The organism is Ruegeria sp. HKCCA5839 (assembly GCF_013035585.1).
Lineage (GTDB): Bacteria > Pseudomonadota > Alphaproteobacteria > Rhodobacterales > Rhodobacteraceae > Ruegeria.
In genome coordinates, this window is record NZ_WQIE01000005.1 from 27,767 (window position 1) to 51,732 (window position 23,966).

30 protein-coding genes, 1 tRNA gene and 1 pseudogene are annotated in these 23,966 nt (G+C 56.4%); 12 read left to right on the plus strand and 20 right to left on the minus strand.

Going from position 1 to position 23,966, the window contains the following annotated elements; translation table 11 throughout:
- The first annotated feature begins 221 nt into the window (after nt 1-221).
- A complete protein-coding gene (locus tag GOV38_RS14065) occupies nt 222-1,121 on the plus strand; it encodes a sterol desaturase family protein (protein WP_170464538.1) in 900 nt (299 codons plus the stop codon).
- A gap of 157 nt (nt 1,122-1,278) precedes the next feature.
- On the opposite strand, the gene xerC is transcribed toward GOV38_RS14065, so the two are convergent.
- The 7 genes and pseudogenes from xerC to GOV38_RS14095 form a co-directional block, all read right to left on the minus strand.
- Nucleotides 1,279-2,304 carry a tyrosine recombinase XerC gene (xerC, locus tag GOV38_RS14070; RefSeq protein WP_171209581.1) on the minus strand — a complete coding sequence of 342 codons (1,026 nt, stop codon included), beginning with the start codon at nt 2,302-2,304 and terminating at the stop codon, nt 1,279-1,281.
- A 52-nt stretch (nt 2,305-2,356) separates the two neighbouring features.
- A complete protein-coding gene (locus GOV38_RS14075) occupies nt 2,357-2,806 on the minus strand; it encodes a DNA-binding protein (RefSeq protein ID WP_171209380.1) in 450 nt (149 codons plus the stop codon).
- Complete coding sequence (locus GOV38_RS14080) at nt 2,775-2,981, minus strand: AlpA family transcriptional regulator (RefSeq protein ID WP_171209580.1); 207 nt, start codon at nt 2,979-2,981, stop codon at nt 2,775-2,777. Before GOV38_RS14080 ends, GOV38_RS14075 begins: the two co-directional genes overlap by 32 nt.
- 146 nt (nt 2,982-3,127) lie before the next feature.
- The gene (locus GOV38_RS14085) at nt 3,128-4,039 is read right to left on the minus strand and encodes a hypothetical protein (RefSeq protein WP_171209579.1); all 912 of its coding nucleotides are present in this window, start codon (nt 4,037-4,039) and stop codon (nt 3,128-3,130) included.
- Between the two features lie 28 nt (nt 4,040-4,067).
- Nucleotides 4,068-4,421 (minus strand): annotated as a pseudogene (locus GOV38_RS22395) (tyrosine-type recombinase/integrase); the annotation flags it as partial.
- A gap of 15 nt (nt 4,422-4,436) precedes the next feature.
- Nucleotides 4,437-5,255 carry an integrase arm-type DNA-binding domain-containing protein gene (locus GOV38_RS14090; protein WP_254430595.1) on the minus strand — a complete coding sequence of 273 codons (819 nt, stop codon included), beginning with the start codon at nt 5,253-5,255 and terminating at the stop codon, nt 4,437-4,439.
- 165 nt (nt 5,256-5,420) lie between these two features.
- Nucleotides 5,421-5,496, minus strand: a tRNA-Thr gene (locus GOV38_RS14095).
- Between the two features lie 345 nt (nt 5,497-5,841).
- Here GOV38_RS14095 and GOV38_RS14100 point away from each other — a divergent pair.
- On the plus strand, nt 5,842-6,753 hold the full coding sequence (locus GOV38_RS14100) for a hypothetical protein (RefSeq protein WP_171209578.1): 912 nt from the start codon (nt 5,842-5,844) through the stop codon (nt 6,751-6,753).
- A gap of 19 nt (nt 6,754-6,772) precedes the next feature.
- Here the strand turns inward: GOV38_RS14100 and GOV38_RS14105 are convergent, their stop codons facing one another.
- A complete protein-coding gene (locus GOV38_RS14105) occupies nt 6,773-7,039 on the minus strand; it encodes a DUF2312 domain-containing protein (RefSeq protein ID WP_171100190.1) in 267 nt (88 codons plus the stop codon).
- A 161-nt stretch (nt 7,040-7,200) separates the two neighbouring features.
- Between GOV38_RS14105 and GOV38_RS14110 the strand changes: the two genes are divergently transcribed.
- Nucleotides 7,201-7,419 (plus strand): hypothetical protein, encoded by a 219-nt coding sequence (locus GOV38_RS14110; protein ID WP_171100192.1) that lies wholly within the window; start codon nt 7,201-7,203, stop codon nt 7,417-7,419.
- 9 nt (nt 7,420-7,428) lie between these two features.
- Here the strand turns inward: GOV38_RS14110 and GOV38_RS14115 are convergent, their stop codons facing one another.
- The gene (locus tag GOV38_RS14115) at nt 7,429-7,644 is read right to left on the minus strand and encodes a hypothetical protein (protein ID WP_171100194.1); all 216 of its coding nucleotides are present in this window, start codon (nt 7,642-7,644) and stop codon (nt 7,429-7,431) included.
- A gap of 240 nt (nt 7,645-7,884) precedes the next feature.
- Here GOV38_RS14115 and GOV38_RS14120 point away from each other — a divergent pair, with 240 nt between their 5' ends.
- The 4 genes from GOV38_RS14120 to GOV38_RS14135 are packed head-to-tail and all read left to right on the plus strand — an operon-like array spanning nt 7,885 to nt 10,079.
- Nucleotides 7,885-8,748, plus strand: a complete 864-nt coding sequence (locus tag GOV38_RS14120; protein ID WP_171100196.1) for an MBL fold metallo-hydrolase — start codon at nt 7,885-7,887, stop codon at nt 8,746-8,748.
- Between the two features lie 30 nt (nt 8,749-8,778).
- Nucleotides 8,779-9,207 carry a YeeE/YedE family protein gene (locus GOV38_RS14125; protein ID WP_171209577.1) on the plus strand — a complete coding sequence of 143 codons (429 nt, stop codon included), beginning with the start codon at nt 8,779-8,781 and terminating at the stop codon, nt 9,205-9,207.
- The gene (locus GOV38_RS14130) at nt 9,207-9,638 is read left to right on the plus strand and encodes a DUF6691 family protein (RefSeq protein ID WP_171209576.1); all 432 of its coding nucleotides are present in this window, start codon (nt 9,207-9,209) and stop codon (nt 9,636-9,638) included. The genes GOV38_RS14125 and GOV38_RS14130 overlap by 1 nt, the downstream gene beginning before the upstream one ends.
- A 9-nt stretch (nt 9,639-9,647) precedes the next feature.
- A complete protein-coding gene (locus GOV38_RS14135; RefSeq protein WP_171209575.1) occupies nt 9,648-10,079 on the plus strand; it encodes a TIGR01244 family sulfur transferase in 432 nt (143 codons plus the stop codon).
- Nucleotides 10,080-10,086: 7 nt separating this feature from the next.
- Here the strand turns inward: GOV38_RS14135 and GOV38_RS14140 are convergent, their stop codons facing one another.
- The 5 genes from GOV38_RS14140 to GOV38_RS14160 form a co-directional block, all read right to left on the minus strand.
- Entirely contained in the window at nt 10,087-11,202 is a 1,116-nt protein-coding gene (locus tag GOV38_RS14140; protein ID WP_171209574.1) for a FliM/FliN family flagellar motor C-terminal domain-containing protein, read from the minus strand.
- Nucleotides 11,203-11,278: 76 nt separating this feature from the next.
- Nucleotides 11,279-13,960 (minus strand): sensor histidine kinase, encoded by a 2,682-nt coding sequence (locus GOV38_RS14145; RefSeq protein WP_171209573.1) that lies wholly within the window; start codon nt 13,958-13,960, stop codon nt 11,279-11,281.
- Entirely contained in the window at nt 13,960-14,268 is a 309-nt protein-coding gene (locus GOV38_RS14150) for a hypothetical protein (RefSeq protein ID WP_171131344.1), read from the minus strand. Before GOV38_RS14150 ends, GOV38_RS14145 begins: the two co-directional genes overlap by 1 nt.
- Entirely contained in the window at nt 14,265-14,645 is a 381-nt protein-coding gene (locus tag GOV38_RS14155) for a response regulator transcription factor (RefSeq protein WP_171209572.1), read from the minus strand. Before GOV38_RS14155 ends, GOV38_RS14150 begins: the two co-directional genes overlap by 4 nt.
- A gap of 78 nt (nt 14,646-14,723) precedes the next feature.
- Entirely contained in the window at nt 14,724-16,010 is a 1,287-nt protein-coding gene (locus GOV38_RS14160) for a helix-turn-helix domain-containing protein (protein WP_171209571.1), read from the minus strand.
- Nucleotides 16,011-16,188: 178 nt separating this feature from the next.
- On the opposite strand from GOV38_RS14160, the gene GOV38_RS14165 reads away from it, so the two are divergent.
- From GOV38_RS14165 to aat, 4 genes are all read left to right on the plus strand, one after another.
- Nucleotides 16,189-16,725: a LuxR C-terminal-related transcriptional regulator gene (locus GOV38_RS14165; protein WP_171100215.1), complete on the plus strand. Its 537-nt coding sequence runs from the start codon at nt 16,189-16,191 to the stop codon at nt 16,723-16,725.
- 151 nt (nt 16,726-16,876) lie between these two features.
- Nucleotides 16,877-17,383, plus strand: coding sequence for an acetyl-CoA carboxylase biotin carboxyl carrier protein (gene accB / locus GOV38_RS14170; protein WP_171209570.1), 507 nt, complete (start codon nt 16,877-16,879; stop codon nt 17,381-17,383).
- Between the two features lie 9 nt (nt 17,384-17,392).
- Entirely contained in the window at nt 17,393-18,742 is a 1,350-nt protein-coding gene (accC, locus tag GOV38_RS14175) for an acetyl-CoA carboxylase biotin carboxylase subunit (protein WP_171100219.1), read from the plus strand.
- A 45-nt stretch (nt 18,743-18,787) separates the two neighbouring features.
- Complete coding sequence (gene aat, locus GOV38_RS14180; protein ID WP_171209569.1) at nt 18,788-19,420, plus strand: leucyl/phenylalanyl-tRNA--protein transferase; 633 nt, start codon at nt 18,788-18,790, stop codon at nt 19,418-19,420.
- Here the strand turns inward: aat and GOV38_RS14185 are convergent.
- The 6 genes from GOV38_RS14185 to GOV38_RS14210 form a co-directional block, all read right to left on the minus strand.
- On the minus strand, nt 19,384-19,743 hold the full coding sequence (locus tag GOV38_RS14185) for a DUF2155 domain-containing protein (RefSeq protein WP_171209568.1): 360 nt from the start codon (nt 19,741-19,743) through the stop codon (nt 19,384-19,386). The genes aat and GOV38_RS14185 overlap by 37 nt on opposite strands.
- Nucleotides 19,740-20,192 carry an outer membrane lipid asymmetry maintenance protein MlaD gene (gene mlaD / locus GOV38_RS14190; RefSeq protein WP_171100223.1) on the minus strand — a complete coding sequence of 151 codons (453 nt, stop codon included), beginning with the start codon at nt 20,190-20,192 and terminating at the stop codon, nt 19,740-19,742. The genes GOV38_RS14185 and mlaD overlap by 4 nt, the downstream gene beginning before the upstream one ends.
- A gap of 13 nt (nt 20,193-20,205) precedes the next feature.
- Nucleotides 20,206-20,589, minus strand: a complete 384-nt coding sequence (locus tag GOV38_RS14195) for an NADH:ubiquinone oxidoreductase subunit NDUFA12 (RefSeq protein ID WP_171100225.1) — start codon at nt 20,587-20,589, stop codon at nt 20,206-20,208.
- 79 nt (nt 20,590-20,668) lie between these two features.
- Nucleotides 20,669-21,028 carry a RidA family protein gene (locus tag GOV38_RS14200; protein WP_171209567.1) on the minus strand — a complete coding sequence of 120 codons (360 nt, stop codon included), beginning with the start codon at nt 21,026-21,028 and terminating at the stop codon, nt 20,669-20,671.
- Nucleotides 21,029-21,209: 181 nt separating this feature from the next.
- On the minus strand, nt 21,210-22,478 hold the full coding sequence (gene clpX / locus GOV38_RS14205) for an ATP-dependent Clp protease ATP-binding subunit ClpX (protein ID WP_171100228.1): 1,269 nt from the start codon (nt 22,476-22,478) through the stop codon (nt 21,210-21,212).
- Between the two features lie 134 nt (nt 22,479-22,612).
- On the minus strand, nt 22,613-23,245 hold the full coding sequence (locus GOV38_RS14210) for an ATP-dependent Clp protease proteolytic subunit (RefSeq protein WP_171100230.1): 633 nt from the start codon (nt 23,243-23,245) through the stop codon (nt 22,613-22,615).
- A 321-nt stretch (nt 23,246-23,566) separates the two neighbouring features.
- Here GOV38_RS14210 and GOV38_RS14215 point away from each other — a divergent pair, with 321 nt between their 5' ends.
- On the plus strand, nt 23,567-23,896 hold the full coding sequence (locus GOV38_RS14215; RefSeq protein ID WP_171209566.1) for a helix-turn-helix transcriptional regulator: 330 nt from the start codon (nt 23,567-23,569) through the stop codon (nt 23,894-23,896).
- Nucleotides 23,897-23,966 lie beyond the last annotated feature (70 nt).

Genomic DNA, 23,966 nt, shown 5'->3' on the forward strand with positions numbered 1-23,966 from the left:
GTCTCGGTGAAAGCAGATATCGCGCAATATCGACTCGTTTATTCGACTTAAATGTCTGCTTCTGCCGAAAACGGTCATTCCCGAAAACCATTGGAAGTTCCGCTAAGCGGACCAAGCCGCTCTCAGATGGTATCGCTTGCATGTCTGCGTTACATTGGAGCGGTCGTCGCCTAGAACAGCTTGCAATTCTATCGCGACGGAAACCCGAATGGTGGAAGTCCATGTCCGACACAATCCTTGTTGCTGAACCAACTATCCGCCTTATTGCCTTCCTTTCCGTCCTGGCCGCGATGGCACTTTGGGAAGTGGCCGCACCCCGGCGAAGACGGGATATTCCGCGCGTTATCCGATGGACAAACAACCTTGCGCTCGTGGTGCTCGACACCGCCATTCTGCGGCTGACCTTTCCAATCCTCGCAGTCGGTCTCGCAGCCATGGCCGAGGATCGCGGATGGGGGCTCTTCAACAACATCGAGGCGCCGGTTTGGGTTGCCATCTTGGTCTCCATGCTGCTTCTCGATCTCGCAATCTACCTTCAGCATGTGATGTTCCACGCCGTACCTGGGCTTTGGCGTCTACACCGGATGCATCACGCCGACCTCGATTTTGACGCGACCACTGGCTTGCGTTTCCATCCGGTAGAAATCCTGATCTCGATGGGGATCAAGCTGTCGGTTGTAGCAGCCTTAGGGCCGCCTGCTGTCGCCGTACTCCTGTTCGAGGTGATCCTGAACGCTACCGCGCTTTTCAATCACGCAAACATCGATTTGCCGCGTCCGGTGGATCGAATTCTCAGATGGCTCGTTGTCACTCCAGACATGCACCGAGTCCACCACTCCGTCGATCCAAGCGAGACCAACTCGAACTTTGGCTTTAACCTACCGTGGTGGGACCGCCTTCTAGGTACTTACATTGCGCAACCCGAGAAGGGGCATAAAGGCATGGAAATCGGCATCGAGCAGTTTCGCACACGCCGAGACCTCTGGCTCGACCGAATGCTGCTTCAGCCGCTGCGCGGCCCGGCGAGCGGAGGTGCCCTCGACGCCCCGAGCCAACGGAGGCGATCTTCATCTGTCTCGTCCGGGCGAACCAAGCTTGGCACTGACCAAATAGACCAATAGCGTTGAACCAAAGACTGCTTTGCCGCGCTTGAGTGTCCTTCACAAGGCGTTCAGCATCGGCAGAAAAGTCCGCAACTCGGACATAGCCGCATTCTTCTCCTATGTCCGCTCTGGCCCGAAGCTGCCGTTGAGACTGCGCCGTTTGTAGGCCCAGAGCCTAGGCTGGAATTTTCGGCGCTTTGATCAGTTCGCCTTGCCGTTCTGTGCTTACGGGGAAGTACGAGCCGACAGTTGTCACGACGCTCGCATGCCCGATGTTTTGAGAGAAGGCTTTGAAGGCTTCGCGTGTCGGGTAATGTTTGTCCGCCCAGAAGGTAAGGGTTTTGCGAAAAGAATGTGGCGCAAAAATTGGCAGGCCCGCGTTCTCAAAGGCTTGTTTGACCGCTGCCCGGATCGCGTTTGCATTTCGATAGGTTTGCCGCTTCAAGCCGACGACTGAGAATTGACCGTCAACGATACCCATTTCTGGCGGGGGGAAAAGCGGGTCATCCGGGCCGAAGAGCAATTCCGTCTTAAGATATTGCACCCAATCACGAAAGCAGTCGGTGTAAATCTGGTCAACGGGCATGAAGTATGTTGTGAAGGTCTTGGAGTTTTTCGTCTTTACCTCCCGCGCATCCTGAAAGACGTAGCCGTCAACCAAGTTTATGTGCTTGAGCCTAAGAGAGGCAATAGCGCCATCCCGTGCACCAGAAATCATGATGAAAGCGACGATAGCAGCATCGCGCCGGTTAATGTCAGTTGCCGTGGGCATCTGCAAGAAGGCGTGCCGGACCATCTCCAGAGAAGGGTAAGGCCGCTCTCTTACGGCGTGCGCCACCCGCTGGCCTTTTGCGTCCATGTTGAAATAGTCGGCATCCGAGTGGCGGATTCGGCTTTTGTAGCCTGGTTGGTCGGCCAGCCAGACAACGAAACCTTTGATGTTTGACAATCGCGATGAGATGGTGGCCTTCGCCAATGGTTTGCCGGTTCTCTTGTTGATTTCAGAGTCAAGTTTGGCTCGGTAGCGGACAGCTTGTTCAATCCGGAATTTCTTAAAAGAAGCGTAGTTTGTGCTTGCCTCAAAATGCAGGATCGCGTCGGCAGCCTTATCAATGGTCGCTTCGTCTTTGCGTCGAGCAGCCTTTAAATATTGTAGGTATCTTCGTTTTGTGCGCTCGTTTTCTTCATTCACTTTTCTCATGCCTGTTCATTCCTTTCAGATGTATGTTTCAAACGGTAGAAGCCGGTATCTATTAGGCCGTGCTGCCGCGGTTTTTCTTGAGGGTGAACACTTCAAGGAATTGCGGTGCTTTAGACGAGGAAATGATCCGCGACATAGGTGCCGCGCAGGTGTCGCAAACGCCGTTAATCCTGTACGTTTTGCTGGTTAGGGAATGCAACGTGACCACCATGTCCAGCGGTCTCCGCCCTGCTTTACATGAAAGACAGTAGATCTCATCCTGCGAGAGAGGCTTTTTCCTAGATGCCGATTTCGCACGGATATAGTTGCGGATCGCTTGCCCCAGGATCAGGTAAGGTTTGCGTGCCGCTAGCACCTCCAATCCATCTTTGATCCAGTGCCGGATCGTCGCTGGTGTTCGCCCAAGCGCCCGCGCCGCTTCTAGCACGTCATATGTTCGTGAGGCTTTAACGAGCATCGGGTTTGGGTATTTAGCCATCAGCGTCACCTTCAAATAGGGCACGGATGTCCTCAACTTTCCAAACCGTAGTACGCGGACCAAGTTTTTGAGGCTGAGGAAAGCGCCCATCTTTTACACCTTGCCACCATGCAGATTTGGAAACTGGGATGGGACCGGCAGGTGCAAGAAATTGCGAAAGCCGTACGAGGCCAGTTCGGGGGAAATCTATATTGTCCATTCTGATCAATCCTTGTGTTAGGTGATGTGATCAGGTTCTGGATCAAAGTTATGAATCTGAGGGGAAAATGGTTTTGCCGCTTGGAATTATCTATAAGTAATTGATATTAATTCAGGTTATTTCCGCTAATTCCTGAGGAAATATCTTTATTCTGGCTTCCAGTTTTCAGGTAACCTCTCTGAGCCTTCGCGAAGATACTTTCGTATTGTTTTGCTGGTTAGGTTTAAGCCCAGACGGTCTGCGATTCCTTCTATCTCATTGGGAATCTCGCTGCGTTTTTCCGTAGGGTCGAAGCCGTAGGCATCAATCGCTATCGCTGCGATGAGCTTTACCATTGAGGTGCGTTCGCGACCGTCAAACTTCCTGTCGATCTTGTCGGGCACATCAGGAATTGTGGTTTTGCTGGGCGCTGCTGCTCTGTGAGAAACAAGCTCATAAAACCCTGAGTGAACGGGCAGGTTAACTTCATTTATCCAGACAAAAAGATCCCCAAACTTAGGTTTGTGCTTTTGATTGTATAGGTCGAACTTCCGCCTTATCACCTCTCTGTGGCGGCTCATGTAGGTGGTCACCTCATCCAGCTTTTGCTTTTTACCCCTCTCATCATACTCCTTGATCGATGCTACGAACCTGTCTTCTGGCTCTAGCCCAACAGAAAGCCAAACGACCTCATCCAAAGAAAGAAATTCGTGTTTGACCCAATGTTCAAAATCGGCCAACTGTTTTGTTCGAAAGAGTGGCGCTGAATACCAAGGCTTCAACCGACCAAACGCTGCTTCCATCTCTCTTTGAAATCTTGCAACCAAGTCCCTCCCTTTTTCTGATATTGGTTCTCCGTTTGGGCCGAAAGTGTCCACAAGTTCCTCGGGGGGCAACCACTCCAATTCCCTGCGGATTGCATTCGACATTTCGTCACGCTTCGCAAACAAGTCCGACATCGTCTGACGGTAGTTTTCACCCATCGGCGGAATCTCCGGCGATTCAGTGTTTGCAAAAAAACCGCCGCCGATCCTTGCAATTATTCTTTGGTATCTTTCTGATTTTTCCGTTTGGTCCATAAATGAAACGCCAGTGCTAACTACGGGATCAACTTGCCTTCAGTTCATCTATACATCCAGCCCACCAGTCGGAAAGTCTAACCCGTTCTTCCCAATGTGTGCCTCGCGCATAGGCGCGTCTCACCTCGTTACGTTCCTCATGAGCCAAGGCCCTTTCTATTGCATCGGGATTCCAGAGACCGCTTTCATTGGCCAGACTGGAAAAAGTGGCGCGGAAACCGTGTGCGCTCATTTCGTCGCCGGAATAGCCCATTCGCCGAAGCGCAGCATTCATAGTGTTTTCGCTCATGGGGCGGTGCCATGAACGAAGCGAGGGGAAAAGGTATTCGCATTCGCCAGTCAGAGGCCGCAGTTCGTCCAACAACTTAATCGCTTGATCCGCTAAAGGAACGAAGTGTTAGCGTCGCATCTTCATCTTTCCAGCCGGAATCGCCCATACTCTTTCTGTTTCGTCAAACTCACTCCACTTGGCATGTCGCAATTCTCCGGGGCGCTGTGCGAGTAGGGCCAAAAGTTGGAGCGCGATGCGCGTGGTCAATTGACCTTCGAAGACGTCGATTTCGCGGAGCAATGCTCCGAATGCAGTGGGGTCCGTTATTGCAGCGCGATGCTGTCTTATCGGTCGGATCAAAGCATCGCGCAAAGCATAAGTCGGGTCACTTTCGGCGACGCCGCTTGCAACCGCGTAGCGGAACACAGACCCAATCCGTGCGCGCAACCGGTGCGCTGTCTCATAGTTGCCCTTCGCTTCGACTTTTCGTAATGTGCGCAAGATCATCGGGGCGGTTATTGTAGTTATTGGTTTCTTGCCAAAATCGCGGTTGGCGAGCTTCAGGTGATATGCGGTTTTGTCGAGCGTCGCCTTAGACTTTCCTTCTTTATGCTGCTTGGCCAAGAGCGCCGCACCTATCTTTTCGAAGGTTTGGCCACTGGCTGCCGCGCGACGCAGCTTATCTTCCTGCTTCAGTTCTGATGGATCAAGGCCGTTCGCGAGGTTTGTTCGGGCTGCATCCCGGAGCTCGCGGGCCTTGCTCAGGCTCACGGCAGGGTAGTCGCCAAACACAATCAGCTTTTCTTTTCCGTCGATGCGGTACTTGAACCGCCATGACTTTGAGCCGCTGACTTTGACCAGTACGAAAAGACCGTCGAAGTCGCTTACCTTGTATGGCTTTGACTTGGATTTCAGGTTTCGAATCTTCGCATCGCTCAGAGGCATCTGGGGGTACGCTCCACTTCTGTCTTTTCAGCGTACCCCCAAAATGACCCCCAATCCGGGGGTACGTCGTCGGACTGTATAAAACACGGGTGGACAAACATTCTCATACAAGCCCTTATATACAGGGCTTAAATGGATGTCACTGGACATTGCAATATTGGAAGATGGTGCCCCCACACGGACTCGAACCGCGGACCTACTGATTACAAATCAGTTGCTCTACCAGCTGAGCTATAGGGGCACCCTTGGGTGTTTCGACGCGATTAACATCATTCAGTCGGAAAGCTCAAGAGGCATTTTCACAATAGTTTCGATTGATTGATGTGTGGGGTTTTATTCAAATCCGTAGCCCATCGTGGAGGCGAGGATGAACTGGTCGGGGGGCCAAGAATGTTCGTTCAATACAGGTGTCCAGATGACACGGCGAATGCCTCGGCTAGATCTCAGCAATTGCAGGTTGGAGCGCCCAAAGCACCCAAGGATCCTGATTTCCGGAGCGCATCAAGCACCGGATAATCGGTGAATGCCAGCATGATCCCTGGGTACACCGTTCGATTTGACGGCATCAGTTTCTACCTGTAACCCGATGAACAGTATTCTCAAAATGTGGGAAGTCTTGACCGTGGAAGTGGCCATCCTTAGCAGCGTTGCGTTTACTGACGAAGGGCGGCTCTTCGAATTGGCACGGGCAAACACCAACCTCATGGCAGAACACAACTGCCTGTATTTTGGTGGCAGAAAATACCGTACGGTTTTCAAGCCCGCACTTGATGCACCTAAGGCTCGACCAGTCGCATCGGAAACCTTAGCTCTGTTTCAAACTCAGATTCCCGAGGGTCAAGAACCGAGGCGAGTCATTTTGACCGGTGGGAGTTTTCTCGGCTCGCTTACCTCGACCATCGAAGACGGGCAGTTCTACCCTTCTGCCGGGGAACGTCTTAGCTTCATAAGCCATGTTTTTGATGGTCAGCCAATTCAATTGTTCATTGCTTTGCGTAATCCGGCCAGCGTGATCGCCGGCGTACTGGCCGCCCTGCCCCAGCAAGACCGGCAACAGATTCTGTCGTCAACCGATCTCAGCTGTCTCAGTTGGCTGCCTATGATCGAAGATATTCAGGAATTGGCGCCGAACGTTGAGATCACGCTTTGGAGCGACACCCATGCGCCTCTGATAATCGGTAACGTTTTCCGAGCGCTCGCAGGCTTGCCTGAGGACGCACCACTGACAAACGAGTTCGCATTCCTGTCATCATTGTTGGCAGACGCAGGAGTTCGCGAACTTGATGAACTGCTGTCCCAGGAGGATTTTTATCAATCTTCGGCAACGCGTGATGCGCTGGCCGAAATTTTCGAACGGCATGCTCATGCGGAGGCGATCGAAGAGGTGATCGACTACCCCGGCTGGGATGACGAGGTTGTTGCTGCGTTTACCGAACTCTACGAACAGGATCTGGCACAGTTACAAACCATGCCAGGCATTCATTTTCTGACCCCCTGAAGGGCCCAAACAGCAATGGTCACATGCCAAGTGCTTCCTTGTACATCTCAAGCACCGCCTCTTCTTCGGCAATATCGTCCTTGTCGCGTTTACGCAGCGCGATCACCTTGCGCATGACCTTGGTGTCGTAGCCGCGTGCCTTGGCTTCTGCCATGACTTCCTTTTGCTGCTCGGCAAGGTCTTTCTTTTCCGCATCCAGACGCTCGAACCGTTCGATGAACTGGCGCAGCTCGCCAGCGGTTACGCGGTAATTGACGGCGGCCTGGTCTTCGGTGATGTCTTCCATCTGCGTCTGTCTCCAATCGGCTGGTTGTTTAAAGCATCGGGCAATGGGCCGGATACCGCGCCACCGGTCAGGGTGCAAGCACGCAAATGACACCCGGGCTTGTGCGGCGCATGTTCATCCGATAAGCGCGGTCTCACCGAAATGAAAAGGCATTGGACACCATGTTCGACTTGATAGTCTGGGGCGGGGCTGCGCTGTCTCTGGCGGGTTTGATAGGCCTGATGTATTGCATCCTGCGCGTCATGAAGGCGCGCAAAGCTGGCTTGACAGACGAAGAATTGAGAGCCGCGGTTCAGGCCGTTCTCCCGTGGAACCTGGCGTCCCTGTTCTTATCGGTGATTGGTTTGATGCTGGTCATCCTGGGCATTTCCTTCGGATGACCAACCAGATCAGACTGGCATATTGTCGAAGCGCGCTTCGACCGCGTCTTCGCAAAGCGCGGCATCCAGACGACGCAGGCGCGATGGGATATGCATTCCTTGCGCGCGCATACGATCCAGAACACGGCTGACACTGGGTTGCAGCTCTAATCGGGTGTCCAGACAAGCACCTTCCAGCTTGTGTTCAAGCTGCTCGGCTTCGGAATAAAGGTCATGTTCGTTCATTGATCTTCCTCCCATAGGTGTCACTCTGTCCGATGTAGGTAACGGATTTAATACCAGCACATCTGCAGAGCATTCCCGTGCGGTTTTTTGCCGACCGGCCTCAAAAACGCGCACAAACGCGCGCGCTGATGAAATCCTATTCGGAAAAACACGACCGCGCCTTGATGAACATCAAATCGTGAATTGGATAATGCGTCATATTCCGCTATGACAATGTGAAGTCAGCTACGGGAGAGTCGCATGACACCTATCGTCAAAGCCTTCTTTGACCCTCACACTTTCACAGTCTCCTACGTTGTACAGGAGCCCGAAGGGTCAGCTTGCGCCATTATTGACAGCGTATTGGACTTCGATCACGCGTCAGGTCGGACTGACACAGGGTCTGCGGATCAGATCATTGACTACGTCAAATCAAACGGCTTGAAGGTCGATTGGATTCTGGAAAGCCACGTCCATGCCGATCATTTGTCTGCGGCTCCGTATCTTCAGGAAAAGCTGGGCGGAAAGATTGGTATCGGCGAAAACATTGTTGTTGTGCAGGACACGTTTGGCAAAGTGTTCAATGAGGGCACCGAGTTTCAGCGCGATGGCAGTCAATTCGACGCTCTGTTTACCGAGGGCGAAAGCTTTCACATCGGACAAATGCGCGGAGATGTCTTACATACGCCCGGGCACACTCCGGCTTGCATGACCTATGTGATCGGCGATGCAGCCTTTGTGGGCGACACACTGTTCATGCCCGATTTCGGCACGGCACGCTGCGATTTCCCGGGGGGATCTTCAGAACAGCTTTATAAGTCGATACAGAAAATCCTGTCTTTGCCGGACGAGACGCGCGTTTTTGTCGGCCATGATTACAAGGCCCCGGGGCGTGATGAGTATGCCTGGCAAACCACAGTGGGAGAGCAGAAAGCGCTGAACGTTCATATCGGTCAGGGGCGCAGCATCGAGGAGTTTGTCGAGATGCGCGATGCCCGAGACGCCACGCTGTCCATGCCGCGTCTGATACTGCCCTCGCTGCAGGTGAACATGCGCGCAGGCAACATGCCTCCGGCGGATGAAAACGGGGATGTCTTCATGAAAATTCCGGTCAACAAGCTGTAACCGGTCGACACGCAGCCAGAGGATAGTGCGATGCATACGGAATGGATTTGGGGGCTGCTTGGCGGGCTCATAATCGGGCTTGGGGCTGCGGTCTTTTTGTTGGGCAATGGCCGCATCATGGGGGCCAGCGGGATACTGGCTGGTTTGCTTGAGAAGAGCAGCCGGGATGTACGATGGGAGCGCCTCGCCTTTGTCGCGGGCGTTGTCGGGATGCCCCTTCTGCTTCGCCCGCTGATCGCGCCGGAAACGGAGACGCATCTAACAGGCAATCTGACGCTCGTGATCACAGCGGGGCTGCTGGTTGGTACAGGCACAAGGATCGCAAATGGCTGTACATCGGGCCACGGGGTTTGCGGCATCTCACGGTTTTCGCTGCGCGGAATCGTGGCCACCGTGTTCTACCTTTTGGCCGGTGCACTTACAGTTGCCCTGTTTCGGCACGGCTTGGGAGTGATCTGATGCGCGGAGTACTTGCATTTTTGGCCGGGTCGCTGTTTGGCACCGGTCTTCTTGTGTCGGGAATGACGGACACGACTAAGGTCCAGGGCTGGCTGGACATTTTCGGAAACTGGGATCCGACGCTTGCCTTTGTGATGGGCGGGGCGATCCTGCCCATGGTCATTGCCTGGCGCCTGACCCAAGGGCGCGCACCTGCGGTGGGCGGAACCTTTCCAGAGCCTCCGCGTGTCGAATTGGATCGGCGCCTGGTCGTCGGTTCGGTTCTGTTTGGAATGGGATGGGGGCTGGCGGGATTGTGCCCGGGTCCAGCGATGGCGTCGCTCAGTTATGGTGGCGTTGGTGGCGTGGTCTTTCTGGTTTCAATGCTGGCGGGTATGCTCGCCGCGCCGACGCTGGGTGCAAAACTGGACAGAGTGGCGAACCCGGCTTAAGCAATTGCCATGGAGATTCGCCCTATTACCCCCCGCTACGCCGTCTCACCTCAGATCACGGTTGAAGACGTTCCAGCCATTGCCGCGGCAGGATTTGTCAAGGTGATCTGCAACCGTCCAAATGTCGAAGTTCCTCCGGCCATGCAGTCGGATGCCATTGGTCGGGCGGTGCGCGACGCGGGTATGGTATTTGAAGTGCTCGAACTGACCCACCAGACCATGACCCCTGAAAACGTCGCACGCCAAAGGGACATGGCAGAAAGCGAGAGCGGTCCGGTCTTGGCCTATTGCGCATCGGGCACGCGCTGTTCGGTGGTGTGGGCCTTGGGGCAATGCGATCACCTGAGCCCGGACGAGATTTTGGAGGCCACCGGCAAGGCTGGCTATGCCTTGGACAACCTGCGCCCGGCCCTGGACCAATTGAGCCAGCGCGACGGATAAGCTTGTTCTAGGGCTTATCGTTGGTGCCGTCCGAGACCTCTGGCAGCCCGGCGAGCTGTGAAATCTCTGCAAGCATCTGATCGGAATTACCAATCTCGACCGATGGATCCTCATCCAGCAGAGCGTCTGGTCCCGCCATCAGGTCCGGCTGAGCGGTGTCGTCTGTAAGGGGATCCACAATATCGCCCGAAACAGGCTGTTCCAGCTTGGCGTCACTTTCCCAGAACGCGTCTGGTTGGGCTTCGGTCAGCAGAGGGCCATTGTTCTGCTCGTTGATCCGAACCGCGCGCATACCACCGCATTGCCCCAGGCGCCCCAGGGCGACGCGACTTCGGTCGATTGTCAGCATCTCGGTCTTGTCGACCCGCGCACCCTGCAATGGCAATACTTCCCCCACAGACAAACTCGACAAGTGAGACAGAGGTATGTTCATCCGGCAGATCACCCCGCTCAGCTCTGCTCGCATGACACCTGCGGCTTGGTCGAGTTGCCCGCCCCCCGCACGCGCCTGCGTCATCGCCTCGGCCGTCTCGGTCGCGAGATCGGGCAAAACTATGCAGATTTTTCCCTGTCGCAACCCGCCACCCAATTCGGCGGTCAACGAGAAGAGACGAAACTGATCGTCTACCAGCGACAAAGTGACAGCGCGGGCAGAGCCAACGCGCCCCGAAAACTCGAAACCTGAAAGGCTATCGATGTCCAGCGGATCCTCAACCAGAGTGCGGGCCTTTTTGAAGACCTCTTCAAGCAGAGGCGCAACCATGGCGGCGTCAGTATCGGTAAACGGGCGGGGTTGCGGGTCATCGGCGATCACATCCCCTATCGTCTGTTTCTGAACAATCGCCGAGACAGAACCCAGGTCGACACAGACTGCGGCCACACGCCCCTGTGCCGTTGAAAAGAGCAACAACAGCCAGTCGTCTTGCAAAGCATTCTGCAGCCCCTCCAAGGGGGATTGCGTTTGCTTGACAGCGATGATGGACAGCGGCAACCCGATCCGTTCATCCGCAGCGCGGGCCATGGCCAGCCGCAGCGCGCGTGAGACCGAACGTGTCGAGGTATCAGCACTGCCCTGATTTGCGGACAGCTTTCGCGTCAAAGCCGTGCTGGATTGCTGCGTCATGTTACCGAACCGCCCAGTTGTTGCTGATACGCTTTTTATGTACCTGCGGTTCGTTACCAATGGCTTTACATAAGCGCTATTGCGCGGCCTGACGAAAGGCCAGTGGCAGGGTGACGCGGAACCCTGCCCCGCCCTGTTCGGGCAAATAGGTGATATCTCCACCCAAACGCTGCATGATCTCGCGACAAATGGCCAAGCCCAGCCCGGCGCCTCCGGCCTTGTCCGGCCCGACACGGGCAAATTTTTCGAACACCATTGCTTGCGCCTCGGGTGGGATACCGCTGCCATTGTCGATGAAATCAATCACCACCTGACCGCCAATATCATGGGTCGCGATTGTCAGTTCCGGCTCGTCCGCGTCGCAATATTTTTGAGCGTTAGAGATCAGATTGATGAAGACCTGCCCCAAACGATCCAGATCGGTATAGAGCGAGATGCGCTCGGCAGAGCGTGTACGGCGCAAGGCCAGCGCGCGCTCTCCTCCTGTCAACGCGGTGGCCACAGCGCGATCCAATACGCCCTGAACAGTACCATCCAACATGTTCAAGCTGACCTGACCGCTTTCCAGAACACTCAGATCCAGCAGGTCGTCCAATAGCCGCGTCAGGCGCAGGGCCTCATCATGGATGATTGAGGAAAAGCGCATCTGATCTTCGTCACTCATCCCACCCGTGTCGCGCATGATTTCCGAGAACGCGCGGATTGATGTCATGGGTGTACGCAGTTCGTGGCTGACCTGGCTGAGAAACGCATCCTTTTGCATCGAAAGCTGCGTGAGCTTGGCATTGGCATCACGCAACTGGCGCGCGGTGCGGCTCAGCTCGGCCGACTTGGTTTCAAGCTGATTGGAATACTCCAGCATCTGCGCCGATTCGTCAGCCACGGCCAGCAGGTCTTCGACCGATACCGCCGCACCACCAACGATCTGACCGATCATCGCATGTGCGGTCGCCGCACCAACTGAACCGCTCAACTCTCGCTCCAACCGTTCCAGAAATCCGGGCGTTGGTTCGGGCAACCGCCCTTCGCGGCCCTTTTGACGCGCCGCCTCGGCCTGGAAAAACTCCTGTGCGGCTCCGGTCCCCAGTATGCGTTGGGTCATGATCATCAGATCTTCGCTTTGCGCCACCGACCCCGACCACCCATGGGGTGAGGCGGAATGGTCAAACACATTGACGAACTGTGCCCCCTGCAGCCTCTCCAGCGGGCTGGGAAAGCTCAGCAGCGATCCTACGCAGAATGCAATGGTGTTGAGCGAGAGCGACCAGACAACCGCATGTACCATCGGATCGATCCCCTCAATCCCGAACAAGGCTTGGGGGCGCAGCCAACCCAAGCCAAAGGGGCCGTTTTCGATCATCGACACCGGGATGATGCCGCCCTCCATTCCCGGCAGGAGCAAGGTATAGATCCACAGCACAAAACCAACGGTCAAACCGGCCAAGGCCCCCACCCGCGTCGCACCGCGCCAGAACAGCGCGCCCACAAGTGCGGGAAGGATTTGCGACAGACCGGCAAAGGCCACCAGGCCGATCGAGGCCAGAGCCGCGCCGCCGCCCGACAAGCGGTAATAGAAATACCCAAGCGCCATGATGGCCGCGATGGATAGGCGCCGCGCGATCAACACGATCTTGCGCACATCGCCCGAGACCGGGCTGCTGCCTTCCTGCGTATTCAGCCAGATCGGCATGACCACATGGTTCGACACCATCGTCGACAGAGCCATGGCGGTAACAATCACCATGGAGGTCGCCGATGAAAAGCCACCGATAAAGGACAGCATCGCCAACCCGTCATTGCCTTGCGACAAAGGTACAGTCAGCACAAACAGGTCGGGGTTCGATCCCGCGGGCAAAAGGTCAAGCCCGACCACCGCGATCGGGACGACAAAGAGGCTCATCAACAGCAAATACAGCGGAAAGGCCCAGGCGGCCGTGCGCAGGTGGCTTTCGTCATCATTCTCGACCACCATGACCTGGAACATACGGGGCAGGCAGACGAAGGCTGCCGCTGACAAAAAGATCAGGGTCGTCCACCGACTTGTATCGACGTTCCACTGCCCGATATCGGAGGCGTCGATCCGATCCAGCATAGGTGTCAAACCACCGGCAATGCCCCAGACCACAAAGATGCCGACGGCCAGCAAAGCCACTAGCTTGACCACCGATTCCAGTGCAATTGCCGTCACAATCCCGTGGTGACGCTCATTGGCATCCAGATTGCGCGTTCCAAACAGAATAGCAAAAGCAGCCAGCCCGGTCGCAACCCAAAACACGCTGGACCCTTCGCGATAGAGCCCCGTTGGATCAGCCTCGGCAAAGATTGAAAAAGACAGCGTAATCGACTGTAATTGCAGCGCAATATAGGGTGTTCCGCCCAGCACCGCCAGGGTTGTGACACAGATCGCCAGCGTGTTGGACTTGCCATAGCGCGACGAGATTAGGTCAGCAATAGACGTCACCCGCTGACTGCGCCCGATGCGCACCAACTTGCGCAGCCCCCACCACCAGCTGACCATCACAAGCGTTGGCCCCAAATAGATCGTTACGAACTCCAACCCCGACCGCGCAGCGTTGCCAACCGCGCCGTAAAAGGTCCAGGCTGTGCAATAGATCGACAGGGACAGCGTATAGATCAAAGGCGACCGGAGCCATTTCCCCTTGCCCGCGGCAGCAGCCCTATCTGCCGCAAAGGCCACGCCGAACAGCAGTACAACATAGCCCAGACAAACCAGTATGAGCATGTTGAGCGTGGCCATCACTCACCCTCCGACGCGCGGCCTTCACCTTTACTGAGCCGCCTTGCCGCAAAACCAAACACCAAGCCGATCAGGATCAGCAACCCCCAGCAGGCAAATATGTAAAACATCGCCGAGGACAGCGGCACCGCGTCCGCCCCGTCGCTTTGATCGGGCCACAGCAACGGGATGACCAACAGCGCCGCCCCGAAGAAAGGCAACAGCCGTGCAGCATCCATCAACCTGCGGCGGCGATAGCTCTGGCGCTCCAGAAACAACGGTGGACGCGCCGCTGATCTGCGCGCGGTACCGTCCTCTGACAAGCTCATGAGCGCGAGGCCTGTGCGTGAAGATCCCGCACAGCTGTCAATACTTCGGTGTTAGAAAAGGGTTTGGTCATGAACCGGCTGACCCCGGCCTGCTCGGCCATCTCGCGATCCCGCGACTGACCGCGTGCCGTCAGCATAAGAACCGGCAAACCGAGAAAACGGTCCTGTTCACGCAACTCGCGCAGAATCTCCATCCCGCTTTTCCCAGGCAGCATTACATCCAGGATCACCAGATCCGGTTGTGCCGCGCAAATCACCTCAAGCGCGTCCGAGCCTTCGGCATGGGTTTGCACCTGCCAGCCTTCGCGCGTCAAAAGAAACCGGATGGCCTCGGTGATGTTCGGCTCATCCTCGATCAACAGAACCTTGCGGCTCATTTGTGTTAGTCCTCCCCAAGACCGGCACCCGCAACGGCCACCTGTCCCAGCCAGAATAAGCCTCGATTAATGAGACTGTCAAAAACCTTCGCTCAGAATCGAAGGCTCACGTCGGGACACACAGTCTGGTTTGGGGCAGATCCGACAGCTGACCCCGACTTCGGCCCTGTCCTGCCTCTCGTCTGCGTCCGCATCCGCAGGCATCACCAACATGACCGAATGATAGGTCGGGTCTGCATCAAACCGCTGCGCCGCCAGAGGCCAGGCGATCGCGAAGCACTCGAACACAGCCGAAACCCGACCCAGTTGCAGAACGCGACGGCGCACCGGTACCAGGGGGCGGTTTAACGCAGTGAACACGGGCCAGAGCGGACAGCCGTCCCCATGACGCGGCAGGGCGAAACCGGGGGCGGGCTTGTAGAACAGCACCGTGCCTGACGCATCGCATATGACCAGTCCCACAGGTTTGGGCAACATGTCCTCGGGCAAAACAGCCAGCCGCCGCAGCACCGTAGCCAAATCGACAGAAAACCTGGCTGAAAGCGCCAAAGGATCAACCCCGCCCCCTTCTAGTTCAGCTTGCAACTGGTCCAGCGGCAAAAGCCGTGCGTCCGTTGCGCAGGTTTTCAATATACGTTGAGCAACAGTTCTGGCCGCGCCCGAGTTGATTTCCTCCAGGTCCACTTCCTGTGCAGTTTCGATTTCGGGGAAATGAAAACCATGCTCGGCAAAGAAAGTCTCAACCTCGTCCAGCGGCATACCGCGCGCCTCGCCTTGGTCTTCTGTGGTATCCAGAAAGCTCAGCAGCGCCTTCGAGCTTTCGGCCAGACGCTCAGCATCTTGATTGAGGTTCTTGTGAAAGCGATTGCGCCATTCATCCGTGATCTCGCCGGGCTCGGCCAAAATTGCAGCGGTCGAGCGGATCGCAGCGGCCGTCGACAACACTTCGTGCATCGAGGCCGCCAGTTGCGGGTCATGGGTCAAGCGGTCGGACAAAGCCTCGACCGTGCGCTCCAACGAAACAACGCGGCGATGCATCTGTGCCAAAACCCCGGCCCAGCCCGGGAACCGCCCAGCAAATTCTTCCAGTGCGTCCAGCTCAGCCGATTGGCCCACCGCATCCTCAGCAGCCTCGCGCAGGGCCGCGATCAGCGTTGCCTCGATCCCTTGAGTCAGCAGAGACGGCTCAACCGAAAGCGCTGCCGCGATGTCGATCAGAACCTTCCCACCTATCCGGCGGCGGTTATGTTCGATGAGGTTCAGATAAGACGCCGAAATCCCCGCCCGCCGCGCCAATTCGGCCTGGCGTAGCCCTGCGATCTGGCGGCGTTCACGTATGCGACTTCCGGTGAGCGTATCACGCATCTGCTGGCGGTTCCTTTAGCCTGATGGCCGAAGTTTTCAGAACTTTCGTTATCTTACAAGATATTATTGCCAAACTTAACACACAGAATTTACAAAGTTAACATCCCGTTCAAGCCCCATGAACCCGCGCGTCGCTTGTCCCCTTCATTTTCCACCCGAAACCGGCCACCATAGGTACATGAGCGACCCTGCCTTCGAATACGCCCCGATCGGACTGGTTGAGTTGGAAAACCGGATCATCCGGCGCTGCAATCTGCAATTCGCGCGCACCTTTGGCGGCGACGAAAGCGAATACCGCAACATGCCGCTGCTGCACCTCTATCCGTCTGTGGCGGATTGGGAGAGAATCGGAGCGCGCAGCCTGCAAGTGATGCGCGATACCGGCTATTACACCGATGAACGCGTGATGCGGCGGCGCAATGGCGATCTGTTCTGGTGTCGGGCCCGCGGTCGGTCGCTGACCCCCGATGATCCCTTCCGCCACGGGATCTGGAGCTTTTCGGACATCTCGGAAGAGCGCCCTCTGGTCGAATTGACCGCTCGCGAACGCGAAGTGGCGATCCTGTCCTGTCGCGGCCTGTCGGCAAAAGAGATCGGCGTTGAATTGGGACTGTCCTATCGCACGATCGAAGCCTATCGGGCCCGCCTGCTTGAGAAATTCGGTGCGCGCAAGCTGCCGGAACTGGTTGCCAAACTCTCGGGGATGCCATTGTAACGCTCTGGCACGGCCCAGCCTTGTAAAAACACCGATCTTTCCCAACAAAGACTGCGCTTTTCATGGCCGAACGCTTGGCATATAACCCTGCGTAATTATTTCAAGCTCGCAACCAAAAAGCCGAGCCCAAGGGGAACCTTCGAGGACACTCATGACAGATAACAAACACGAAGCGGATGTGGCGTTCATCAAGGCACTGGCCGAACTGCTGCGCGAAAACGACCTGACCGAGCTACAGGTCAAGCGGGACTATGGCGAAGACGACAGCCTAAATGTCCGCGTGAGCCGCGCCTCGCAAACCGTTGCTGCCCCTGTTCAAGTTGCTGTTCCCGCTGCTGCGGCCCCCGCTCCGTCAGCCGCGGCAGCAGCAGCGCCCGCAGCCGCTGCCGAAGCCCCTGCATCGGCAGAAGACCCTGCCAGCCATCCCGGCGCTGTGACGTCACCGATGGTCGGCACCGTCTATATGCAGCCCGAACCGGGCGCGCCCTCGTTCGTTTCGGTTGGGGCGAATGTATCTGAAGGCGACACGCTGCTGATCGTCGAAGCGATGAAAACCATGAACCACATCCACGCGCCCAAATCGGGCACCGTCAAACGCATTCTGGTGACAGATGGTGACGCTGTGGAATTCGGTACTCCTCTGGTTATCATCGAGTAAGGCGGGACCATGTTCGACAAGATCCTGATTGCCAACCGAGGCGAGATCGCGCTGCGCGTGATACGCGCTGCCCGCGAGATGGGGATTGCCACAGTGGCCGTCCATTCGACCGCAGACAGCGATGCGATGCATGTGCGCATGGCCGACGAATCGGTTTGCATCGGCCCCCCGCCCAGCCCGCAAAGCTATCTCTCGGTACCCGCGATCATCTCGGCCTGCGAGATCACCGGCGCGCAGGCGATTCACCCCGGCTATGGCTTTCTGTCAGAAAATGCCGAGTTTGTGCAGATCGTCGAGGACCACGGCATCACCTTCATCGGCCCCACCGCCGAACATATCCGCGTCATGGGGGACAAGATCACCGCCAAGGACACGATGAAGGACCTGGGCGTTCCGTGCGTTCCCGGCTCGGATGGTGGCGTACCTGACTTGGCAACCGCCAAAGAGATCGGTGAGCAGTTCGGCTATCCGGTGATCATCAAAGCCACCGCTGGCGGTGGTGGGCGCGGCATGAAAGTCGCGATGAATGCCGATGAGATGGAAAGTGCCTTCATGACCGCGCGCGCCGAAGGCAAGGCCGCCTTTGGCAATGACGAGGTCTATATCGAGAAATACCTGACCACGCCGCGTCACATCGAAATTCAGGTCTTTGGCGACGGCAAAGGCAACGCCGTGCATCTGGGCGAACGTGACTGTTCGCTGCAACGGCGCCACCAGAAAGTGTTCGAAGAGGCCCCCGGCCCCTGCATTACCCCGGAAGAACGCGCCAAGATCGGTAAAATCTGCGCCGACGCGGTGGCCAAGATCAACTATATCGGTGCGGGCACCATCGAGTTTCTGTACGAAAACGGTGAGTTCTACTTCATCGAGATGAACACCCGTTTGCAGGTGGAACACCCGGTCACCGAAGGCATCTTTGGTGTCGATCTGGTGCGCGAACAGATCCGCGTCGCCTCGGGCCTGCCCATGTCGTTCGGGCAGGATGATCTTGAGATCAACGGCCACGCCATCGAAGTGCGGATCAACGCAGAAAAACTGCCGAACTTCTCGCCTTGCCCCGGAAAGATCACCGCCTACCACGCCCCCGGCGGGTTGGGTGTGCGGATGGATTCGGCGCTCTATGACGGCTATTCGATCCCGCCCTATTACGATTCCTTGATTGCCAAACTGATCGTGCAGGGTCGCGACCGCGATGAAGCCCTCGCTCGGTTAAACCGCGCCTTGGGTGAGTTGATCGTAGATGGCATAGACACAACCGTGCCGCTTTTCCACGCCCTGCTGCAAGAGCCAGATCTGCACAGCGGTGATTATAACATCCACTGGCTGGAGCGCTGGCTTGCGGAGAATATGGCGCAATAAAAGCTCAGGGCTGGGATACTCACATCCAGCCCTGCCCCGTCTGACATGAGCCTCACACCCGAGCTTTTGCTGCATGGTTATTCCATCGGTATTTTCCCGATGGCCGAACACCGGGACGATCCGGACCTTTTCTGGGTTGATCCCAAACTGCGCGGTGTCTTTCCCCTGGACGGTTTCCACATCTCGCGCAGCCTTGCGCGACGGTTGCGCAGATCCGATTACGGGATAACCATCAATCGCGACTTTTCCGGCGTCGTCGACGGCTGCGCCGACAGGGCCGAAACCTGGATCAATCCGGAACTGCGGCGCCTATACGACGACCTGCATGTTAACGGTCAGGCGCACTCGCTTGAGGTCTGGCAGGATGGCCGATTGACCGGCGGGGTCTATGGGGTGGTTCTGGGTGCCGCGTTCTTTGGCGAAAGCATGTTCTCTCGCCGCACCGATGCCTCCAAGATTGCGCTGGCATATTTGGTGGATCGGCTGCGCCGCACGGGATTCCAACTGTTCGATACCCAGTTTCTGACGGCCCATCTGGCCTCACTCGGTGCGATCGAAATACCGCGTGCGACCTATCACGCTGAGCTGAGACAAGCGCTTGAGAGCAGCGCTGATTTCACCGCGTCCCTCTCGCAGACGCCTCAGGGTGTCATACAGCGGATCACCCAGACATCGTAACGCGCGTGGTCCAAAGCATTCAGAGCCGGAGACGTTGCGATCATCCAGCCATCAAACAGCTGTTGCGAGTCGCCTTGCTCCCAAATCGTAAGGTAAGCGAAAGCGTCACCTGTCGGGTTCTCGGCCGGATAACGGCAATCTCCCAGCGCCACATCAAGTCCAAATATCGTGGCCGTATCCCCAGATCGAAGATCAACGTCGACGGTTTGACCGTTGACCTTGTCCAATCCGCGCAGCGTCGCCCCCTGCCCAGAGGTAACCCGCTGCTGTGCCTCGGCACTGACTGCAGTCAAGATCGCCGCCAATAGCAGCAGGACTCTCATTCGCTACCATCCCCGGCCACGAACTTGACCAGCAACGAGATCAAGCTGACCGCGCCCTGTGTATCTTCGATTTCATCACCGGGTTCAAAATAGAATGGCGATCCACCGGGCATGACTTCGACAAAATTGCCACCCAGCAAACCCTCGGACGAGATTACAACCGCGCTGTCATCCGGGATAAGTACGCCATCGGCAACGGAAAACTGCGTGTCGGCACGGTAGGTATCTGCATTGAGCGTCACATTGGTGACCGTTCCGATTTTTACGCCAGCCAGGCGGACATCTGTGCCGACGCTGACGCCTTCCAAGGATCGGAACGAAGCCCCCAATTCGTATCCGGCGCTGGATTGAGACAGCCCTGTGGACTGGCTCGCATACACGCCAAACGCAATCGCACCAGCGAGAACAACCCCGCCGACCAGGATTTCGGTTACACTATGGGTCGACATCGGCGCGCCTCGCTTATTCCGGGCTCCAGGCTTCATAGTCCTTGCGCTCGACCGGATCGGGGCGGCGCAATGACCCTGCGGGGGCATAAGCCAGAGCAGTACCTGTCAGGTTTTCTTGGTGCGGCTTTTCCCAGGATTTATGGGGCAGCGGCTTGTCTGTCGGTGGCTCGTCCCACGTACGATGCAACCACCCGTGCCATTCGGGATCCACGCGGCTCGCCTCGGCCTCGCCGTTGAAAATCACCCAGCGTTTGCTGTCATCCTCGTTGCGGTAGAACACGTTGCCTTCATTGTCCTCGCCAACCTTGATTCCGTTGCGCGCGGTGAAGATCTGCGTATTCAGCGTCGCCCCGTTCCACCAGGTCACGGCCCGCAACAGAGTATTCAGGATTCCCATTGGCTGCCTCCGCCTTTTCCGTTGTCGAAGATATGACCTAAAGCCGGCCCCAGGTCCAGTGCCACCGCACCGTGCCGCATCATTCCGGCAAGAATGCCGTGACTTCAATCTCAATCCGGTAGTTCGGATCAATCAAACCGCATTCGATCATCGTTGCCGCCGGAGGATTTTTGCCAAACGTCTCTGCCAAAAGCGGCCAACATCTGTCGAACTCGGATCTGTCGGGCAACATATAGGTCACGCGAACAACATCCGCAAAAGACGCCCCTGCCTCTGACAGAGCTTTTTCGATGATGCCTAAAGCCGAATGGCATTGGGCCTCAATATCGTCACCTTGCCCGACCGTGCCCGCCACATGCACCCATCCTCCAGCCACAACAGCACGGCAATACCCGGCCTTGCCTTCAAATTCGCCCCCCGATGAGATGCGTTTGATCATCGTTCACTCTCCAAAATCTGGATTACCTTTTTACGAGGCTCTGCCTCGCACTCCGGGATGTTTTGGCCAGATGAATACAGGATCCCAGTTTCATATGGCCAGAAATATCCCGAGAGAGTCGTCCGGTATGGGCGACGGGGCACTGCCCCCTTTTAAAACGCTGCCATTAGGTGAAGCGCACTTAGCCTGCCGAAGCGGTTTCCTGTGCCGAATCCGCGTAGATGATCAGGGGCTGCGCATCCGAGGTCACTGCCTCGTCGTTCACCACCACCTGTGTCACGCTTTTGAGGCCCGGCAGTTCGAACATAGTGTCCAGCAGGATGTCTTCCAAAATGGACCGCAACCCACGCGCACCGGTCTTGCGTTCGATGGCTTTCTTGGCGATCGATTGCAATGCATCGTCGGTAAAGGCTAGTTCGGCATCTTCCAGTTCAAACAGACGTTGGTATTGCTTGACCAAAGCGTTCTTGGGTTTGGTCAGGATTGTTACCAACGCGTCTTCGTCCAGATCTTCCAATGTCGCTAGAACCGGCAGACGACCAACAAATTCCGGGATTAGGCCAAATTTCAACAGGTCTTCCGGTTCAAGATCCCGGAAAATCTCACCCACGCCGCGTTCGTCATTGTCGCGCACATCCGCGCCGAAACCCATGGCTGAGCCCTTGCCACGCTGTGCAATGATTTTGTCCAGGCCCGCAAAAGCGCCACCGCAGATGAACAGGATATTGGTCGTGTCCACTTGCAGGAATTCTTGCTGAGGATGCTTGCGCCCGCCCTGAGGAGGTACGCTGGCCACAGTGCCCTCCATCAGTTTCAGCAACGCTTGCTGCACCCCTTCACCCGATACGTCGCGGGTGATCGAAGGGTTCTCTGACTTGCGCGTAATCTTGTCGACCTCGTCGATATACACAATGCCGCGCTGTGCGCGTTCGACGTTGTATTCGCTGGCCTGCAAAAGCTTGAGGATGATGTTCTCGACATCTTCACCCACATACCCCGCTTCGGTCAGCGTGGTTGCATCCGCCATCGTGAACGGCACATCCAGAATACGCGCCAGCGTCTGCGCCAGCAGCGTTTTACCGCAACCAGTGGGGCCGATCAGCAGGATGTTGGACTTGGCCAACTCAATGTCACTGCCAGCCTTTTGGGCGTGGTTGAGGCGCTTGTAGTGGTTGTGGACCGCGACCGACAAAACCCGCTTGGCGGTTGCCTGACCGATCACATAGTCATCAAGAACCTCGCAGATATCCTTTGGCGTCGGGACACCATCCGAAGATTTCAGCCCGCTGGCTTTGGTTTCCTCGCGGATGATGTCCATACACAGCTCGACACATTCGTCGCAGATGAAAACGGTCGGCCCCGCGATCAGCTTGCGCACCTCATGCTGGCTTTTGCCGCAGAAGCTGCAGTAGAGCGTGTTCTTACCATCACCGCCAGAATTCGTCGCCATGATCTACCTTTCGGGCTTTGTACCTTTGGCCTTTGCAAGGCCCACTTTGCCGATTGTCCCCGCAGCTTAGGCCAGCGTCGTGGCCGCGACAATCTCAAAATCGCGGCTCACGCGGGCTGCGCGAGAATTTGAACCTAGTCCGCTTCACCGTCCATTTTGGCCCGGTTTTCCACGATCTCGTCGATATGACCCCATTCCTTGGCCTCTTCCGGGCTCATGAAATTGTCGCGATCCAGCGCTTTTTCGACCGCCTTCTTCGTCTGCCCGGTGTGGCGAACATATATATCATAAAGGCGATCTTTGAGTTTTTGGGTCTCGGCGGCGTGAATCATGATGTCGCTGGCCTGACCTTGGTATCCGCCGCTGGGCTGGTGCACCATGATGCGGCTGTTGGGCAGCGAAAAGCGCATGCCTTTCTCGCCCCCGGCCAACAAAACCGACCCCATCGAGGCCGCCTGACCGATCACCAAAGTCGAACATTTTGGCTTGATATACTGCATTGTGTCGTAAATCGACAAACCGCTGGTCACAACGCCGCCGGGTGAGTTGATGTAAATCGAGATTTCCTTGTTCGGGTTTTCCGCCTCAAGATGCAGCAACTGGGCAACGATCAGATGGCTCATACCGTCATGGATCGGCCCGTTGATGAAAATGATCCGTTCTTTCAGAAGGCGTGAGAAAATGTCATAGGCGCGCTCACCCCGGCTGGTCTGTTCGACGACCATTGGGACAAGCGTATTCATATAGGTGTCAACGGGATCGAACATAAGAAACCTGCCTGCTTTGCTATGGATCGGGACATTACCCGAAAAACTCTTACCCAAGTCTTAGTGCTGCCATTGGGGGGGTGCAAGGGGGCGAATGCGATACCGTTACGCGATGTAACGCAAGAGCGGCGATGCCCGCGTCAAAGCCGCATCACCGTCATCCAGCAACCCAAAACGGCGTTCTACACACGCGTTTGTGTTACAACATCACATGTATTTGAAGAGACATATTTTTATCCATGATTATTTTGTTGCGACATTTGACGGGCTTTCACTCCAAGCCTTCCGATCCACTCAAGGGATAACAATGGGGAAATTTCTATGGGACTGCCTCAGGCCGACCACACCTATCAACCTGACGACCTCGCGTCGATGCTCGAAAACGCAACACGAGCGTCCAGTTTTCTAAAAGCCATCAGCCATGAGGGGCGGCTGATGATCCTCTGCCACCTCGTCTCCGGTGAGAAATCGGTGACCGAGCTTGAAGAGCTGCTGTCGGCTCGTCAGGCCGCAGTTTCGCAGCAATTGTCTCGGTTGCGGCTTGAAGGGCTGGTTTTGCCGCGCCGGGATGGTAAGGCGATTTACTATCGACTTGCAAATGATCGACCACGTCGCATGCTCGAAACCATTCACGAGCTCTTTTGCAAGTGATGCGGGGCGCTTATCGGGCGCACTCAAAAACAGCAAAATACCGGATTCCAGAGGCCGTTCGTGGCCTCTT

Coding starts and splice junctions, on each gene's coding strand:
- GOV38_RS14065 (WP_170464538.1), top strand. CDS start 222: ATGTCCGACACAATCCTTGTTGCTGAACCAACTATCCGCCTTATTGCC.
- xerC (WP_171209581.1), bottom strand. CDS start 2,304: ATGAGAAAAGTGAATGAAGAAAACGAGCGCACAAAACGAAGATACCTA.
- GOV38_RS14080 (WP_171209580.1), bottom strand. CDS start 2,981: ATGGACAATATAGATTTCCCCCGAACTGGCCTCGTACGGCTTTCGCAA.
- GOV38_RS14085 (WP_171209579.1), bottom strand. CDS start 4,039: ATGGACCAAACGGAAAAATCAGAAAGATACCAAAGAATAATTGCAAGG.
- GOV38_RS14090 (WP_254430595.1), bottom strand. CDS start 5,255: ATGCCTCTGAGCGATGCGAAGATTCGAAACCTGAAATCCAAGTCAAAG.
- GOV38_RS14100 (WP_171209578.1), top strand. CDS start 5,842: ATGAACAGTATTCTCAAAATGTGGGAAGTCTTGACCGTGGAAGTGGCC.
- GOV38_RS14105 (WP_171100190.1), bottom strand. CDS start 7,039: ATGGAAGACATCACCGAAGACCAGGCCGCCGTCAATTACCGCGTAACC.
- GOV38_RS14110 (WP_171100192.1), top strand. CDS start 7,201: ATGTTCGACTTGATAGTCTGGGGCGGGGCTGCGCTGTCTCTGGCGGGT.
- GOV38_RS14115 (WP_171100194.1), bottom strand. CDS start 7,644: ATGAACGAACATGACCTTTATTCCGAAGCCGAGCAGCTTGAACACAAG.
- GOV38_RS14120 (WP_171100196.1), top strand. CDS start 7,885: ATGACACCTATCGTCAAAGCCTTCTTTGACCCTCACACTTTCACAGTC.
- GOV38_RS14125 (WP_171209577.1), top strand. CDS start 8,779: ATGCATACGGAATGGATTTGGGGGCTGCTTGGCGGGCTCATAATCGGG.
- GOV38_RS14130 (WP_171209576.1), top strand. CDS start 9,207: ATGCGCGGAGTACTTGCATTTTTGGCCGGGTCGCTGTTTGGCACCGGT.
- GOV38_RS14135 (WP_171209575.1), top strand. CDS start 9,648: ATGGAGATTCGCCCTATTACCCCCCGCTACGCCGTCTCACCTCAGATC.
- GOV38_RS14140 (WP_171209574.1), bottom strand. CDS start 11,202: ATGACGCAGCAATCCAGCACGGCTTTGACGCGAAAGCTGTCCGCAAAT.
- GOV38_RS14145 (WP_171209573.1), bottom strand. CDS start 13,960: ATGGCCACGCTCAACATGCTCATACTGGTTTGTCTGGGCTATGTTGTA.
- GOV38_RS14150 (WP_171131344.1), bottom strand. CDS start 14,268: ATGAGCTTGTCAGAGGACGGTACCGCGCGCAGATCAGCGGCGCGTCCA.
- GOV38_RS14155 (WP_171209572.1), bottom strand. CDS start 14,645: ATGAGCCGCAAGGTTCTGTTGATCGAGGATGAGCCGAACATCACCGAG.
- GOV38_RS14160 (WP_171209571.1), bottom strand. CDS start 16,010: ATGCGTGATACGCTCACCGGAAGTCGCATACGTGAACGCCGCCAGATC.
- GOV38_RS14165 (WP_171100215.1), top strand. CDS start 16,189: ATGAGCGACCCTGCCTTCGAATACGCCCCGATCGGACTGGTTGAGTTG.
- accB (WP_171209570.1), top strand. CDS start 16,877: ATGACAGATAACAAACACGAAGCGGATGTGGCGTTCATCAAGGCACTG.
- accC (WP_171100219.1), top strand. CDS start 17,393: ATGTTCGACAAGATCCTGATTGCCAACCGAGGCGAGATCGCGCTGCGC.
- aat (WP_171209569.1), top strand. CDS start 18,788: ATGAGCCTCACACCCGAGCTTTTGCTGCATGGTTATTCCATCGGTATT.
- GOV38_RS14185 (WP_171209568.1), bottom strand. CDS start 19,743: ATGAGAGTCCTGCTGCTATTGGCGGCGATCTTGACTGCAGTCAGTGCC.
- mlaD (WP_171100223.1), bottom strand. CDS start 20,192: ATGTCGACCCATAGTGTAACCGAAATCCTGGTCGGCGGGGTTGTTCTC.
- GOV38_RS14195 (WP_171100225.1), bottom strand. CDS start 20,589: ATGGGAATCCTGAATACTCTGTTGCGGGCCGTGACCTGGTGGAACGGG.
- GOV38_RS14200 (WP_171209567.1), bottom strand. CDS start 21,028: ATGATCAAACGCATCTCATCGGGGGGCGAATTTGAAGGCAAGGCCGGG.
- clpX (WP_171100228.1), bottom strand. CDS start 22,478: ATGGCGACGAATTCTGGCGGTGATGGTAAGAACACGCTCTACTGCAGC.
- GOV38_RS14210 (WP_171100230.1), bottom strand. CDS start 23,245: ATGTTCGATCCCGTTGACACCTATATGAATACGCTTGTCCCAATGGTC.
- GOV38_RS14215 (WP_171209566.1), top strand. CDS start 23,567: ATGGGACTGCCTCAGGCCGACCACACCTATCAACCTGACGACCTCGCG.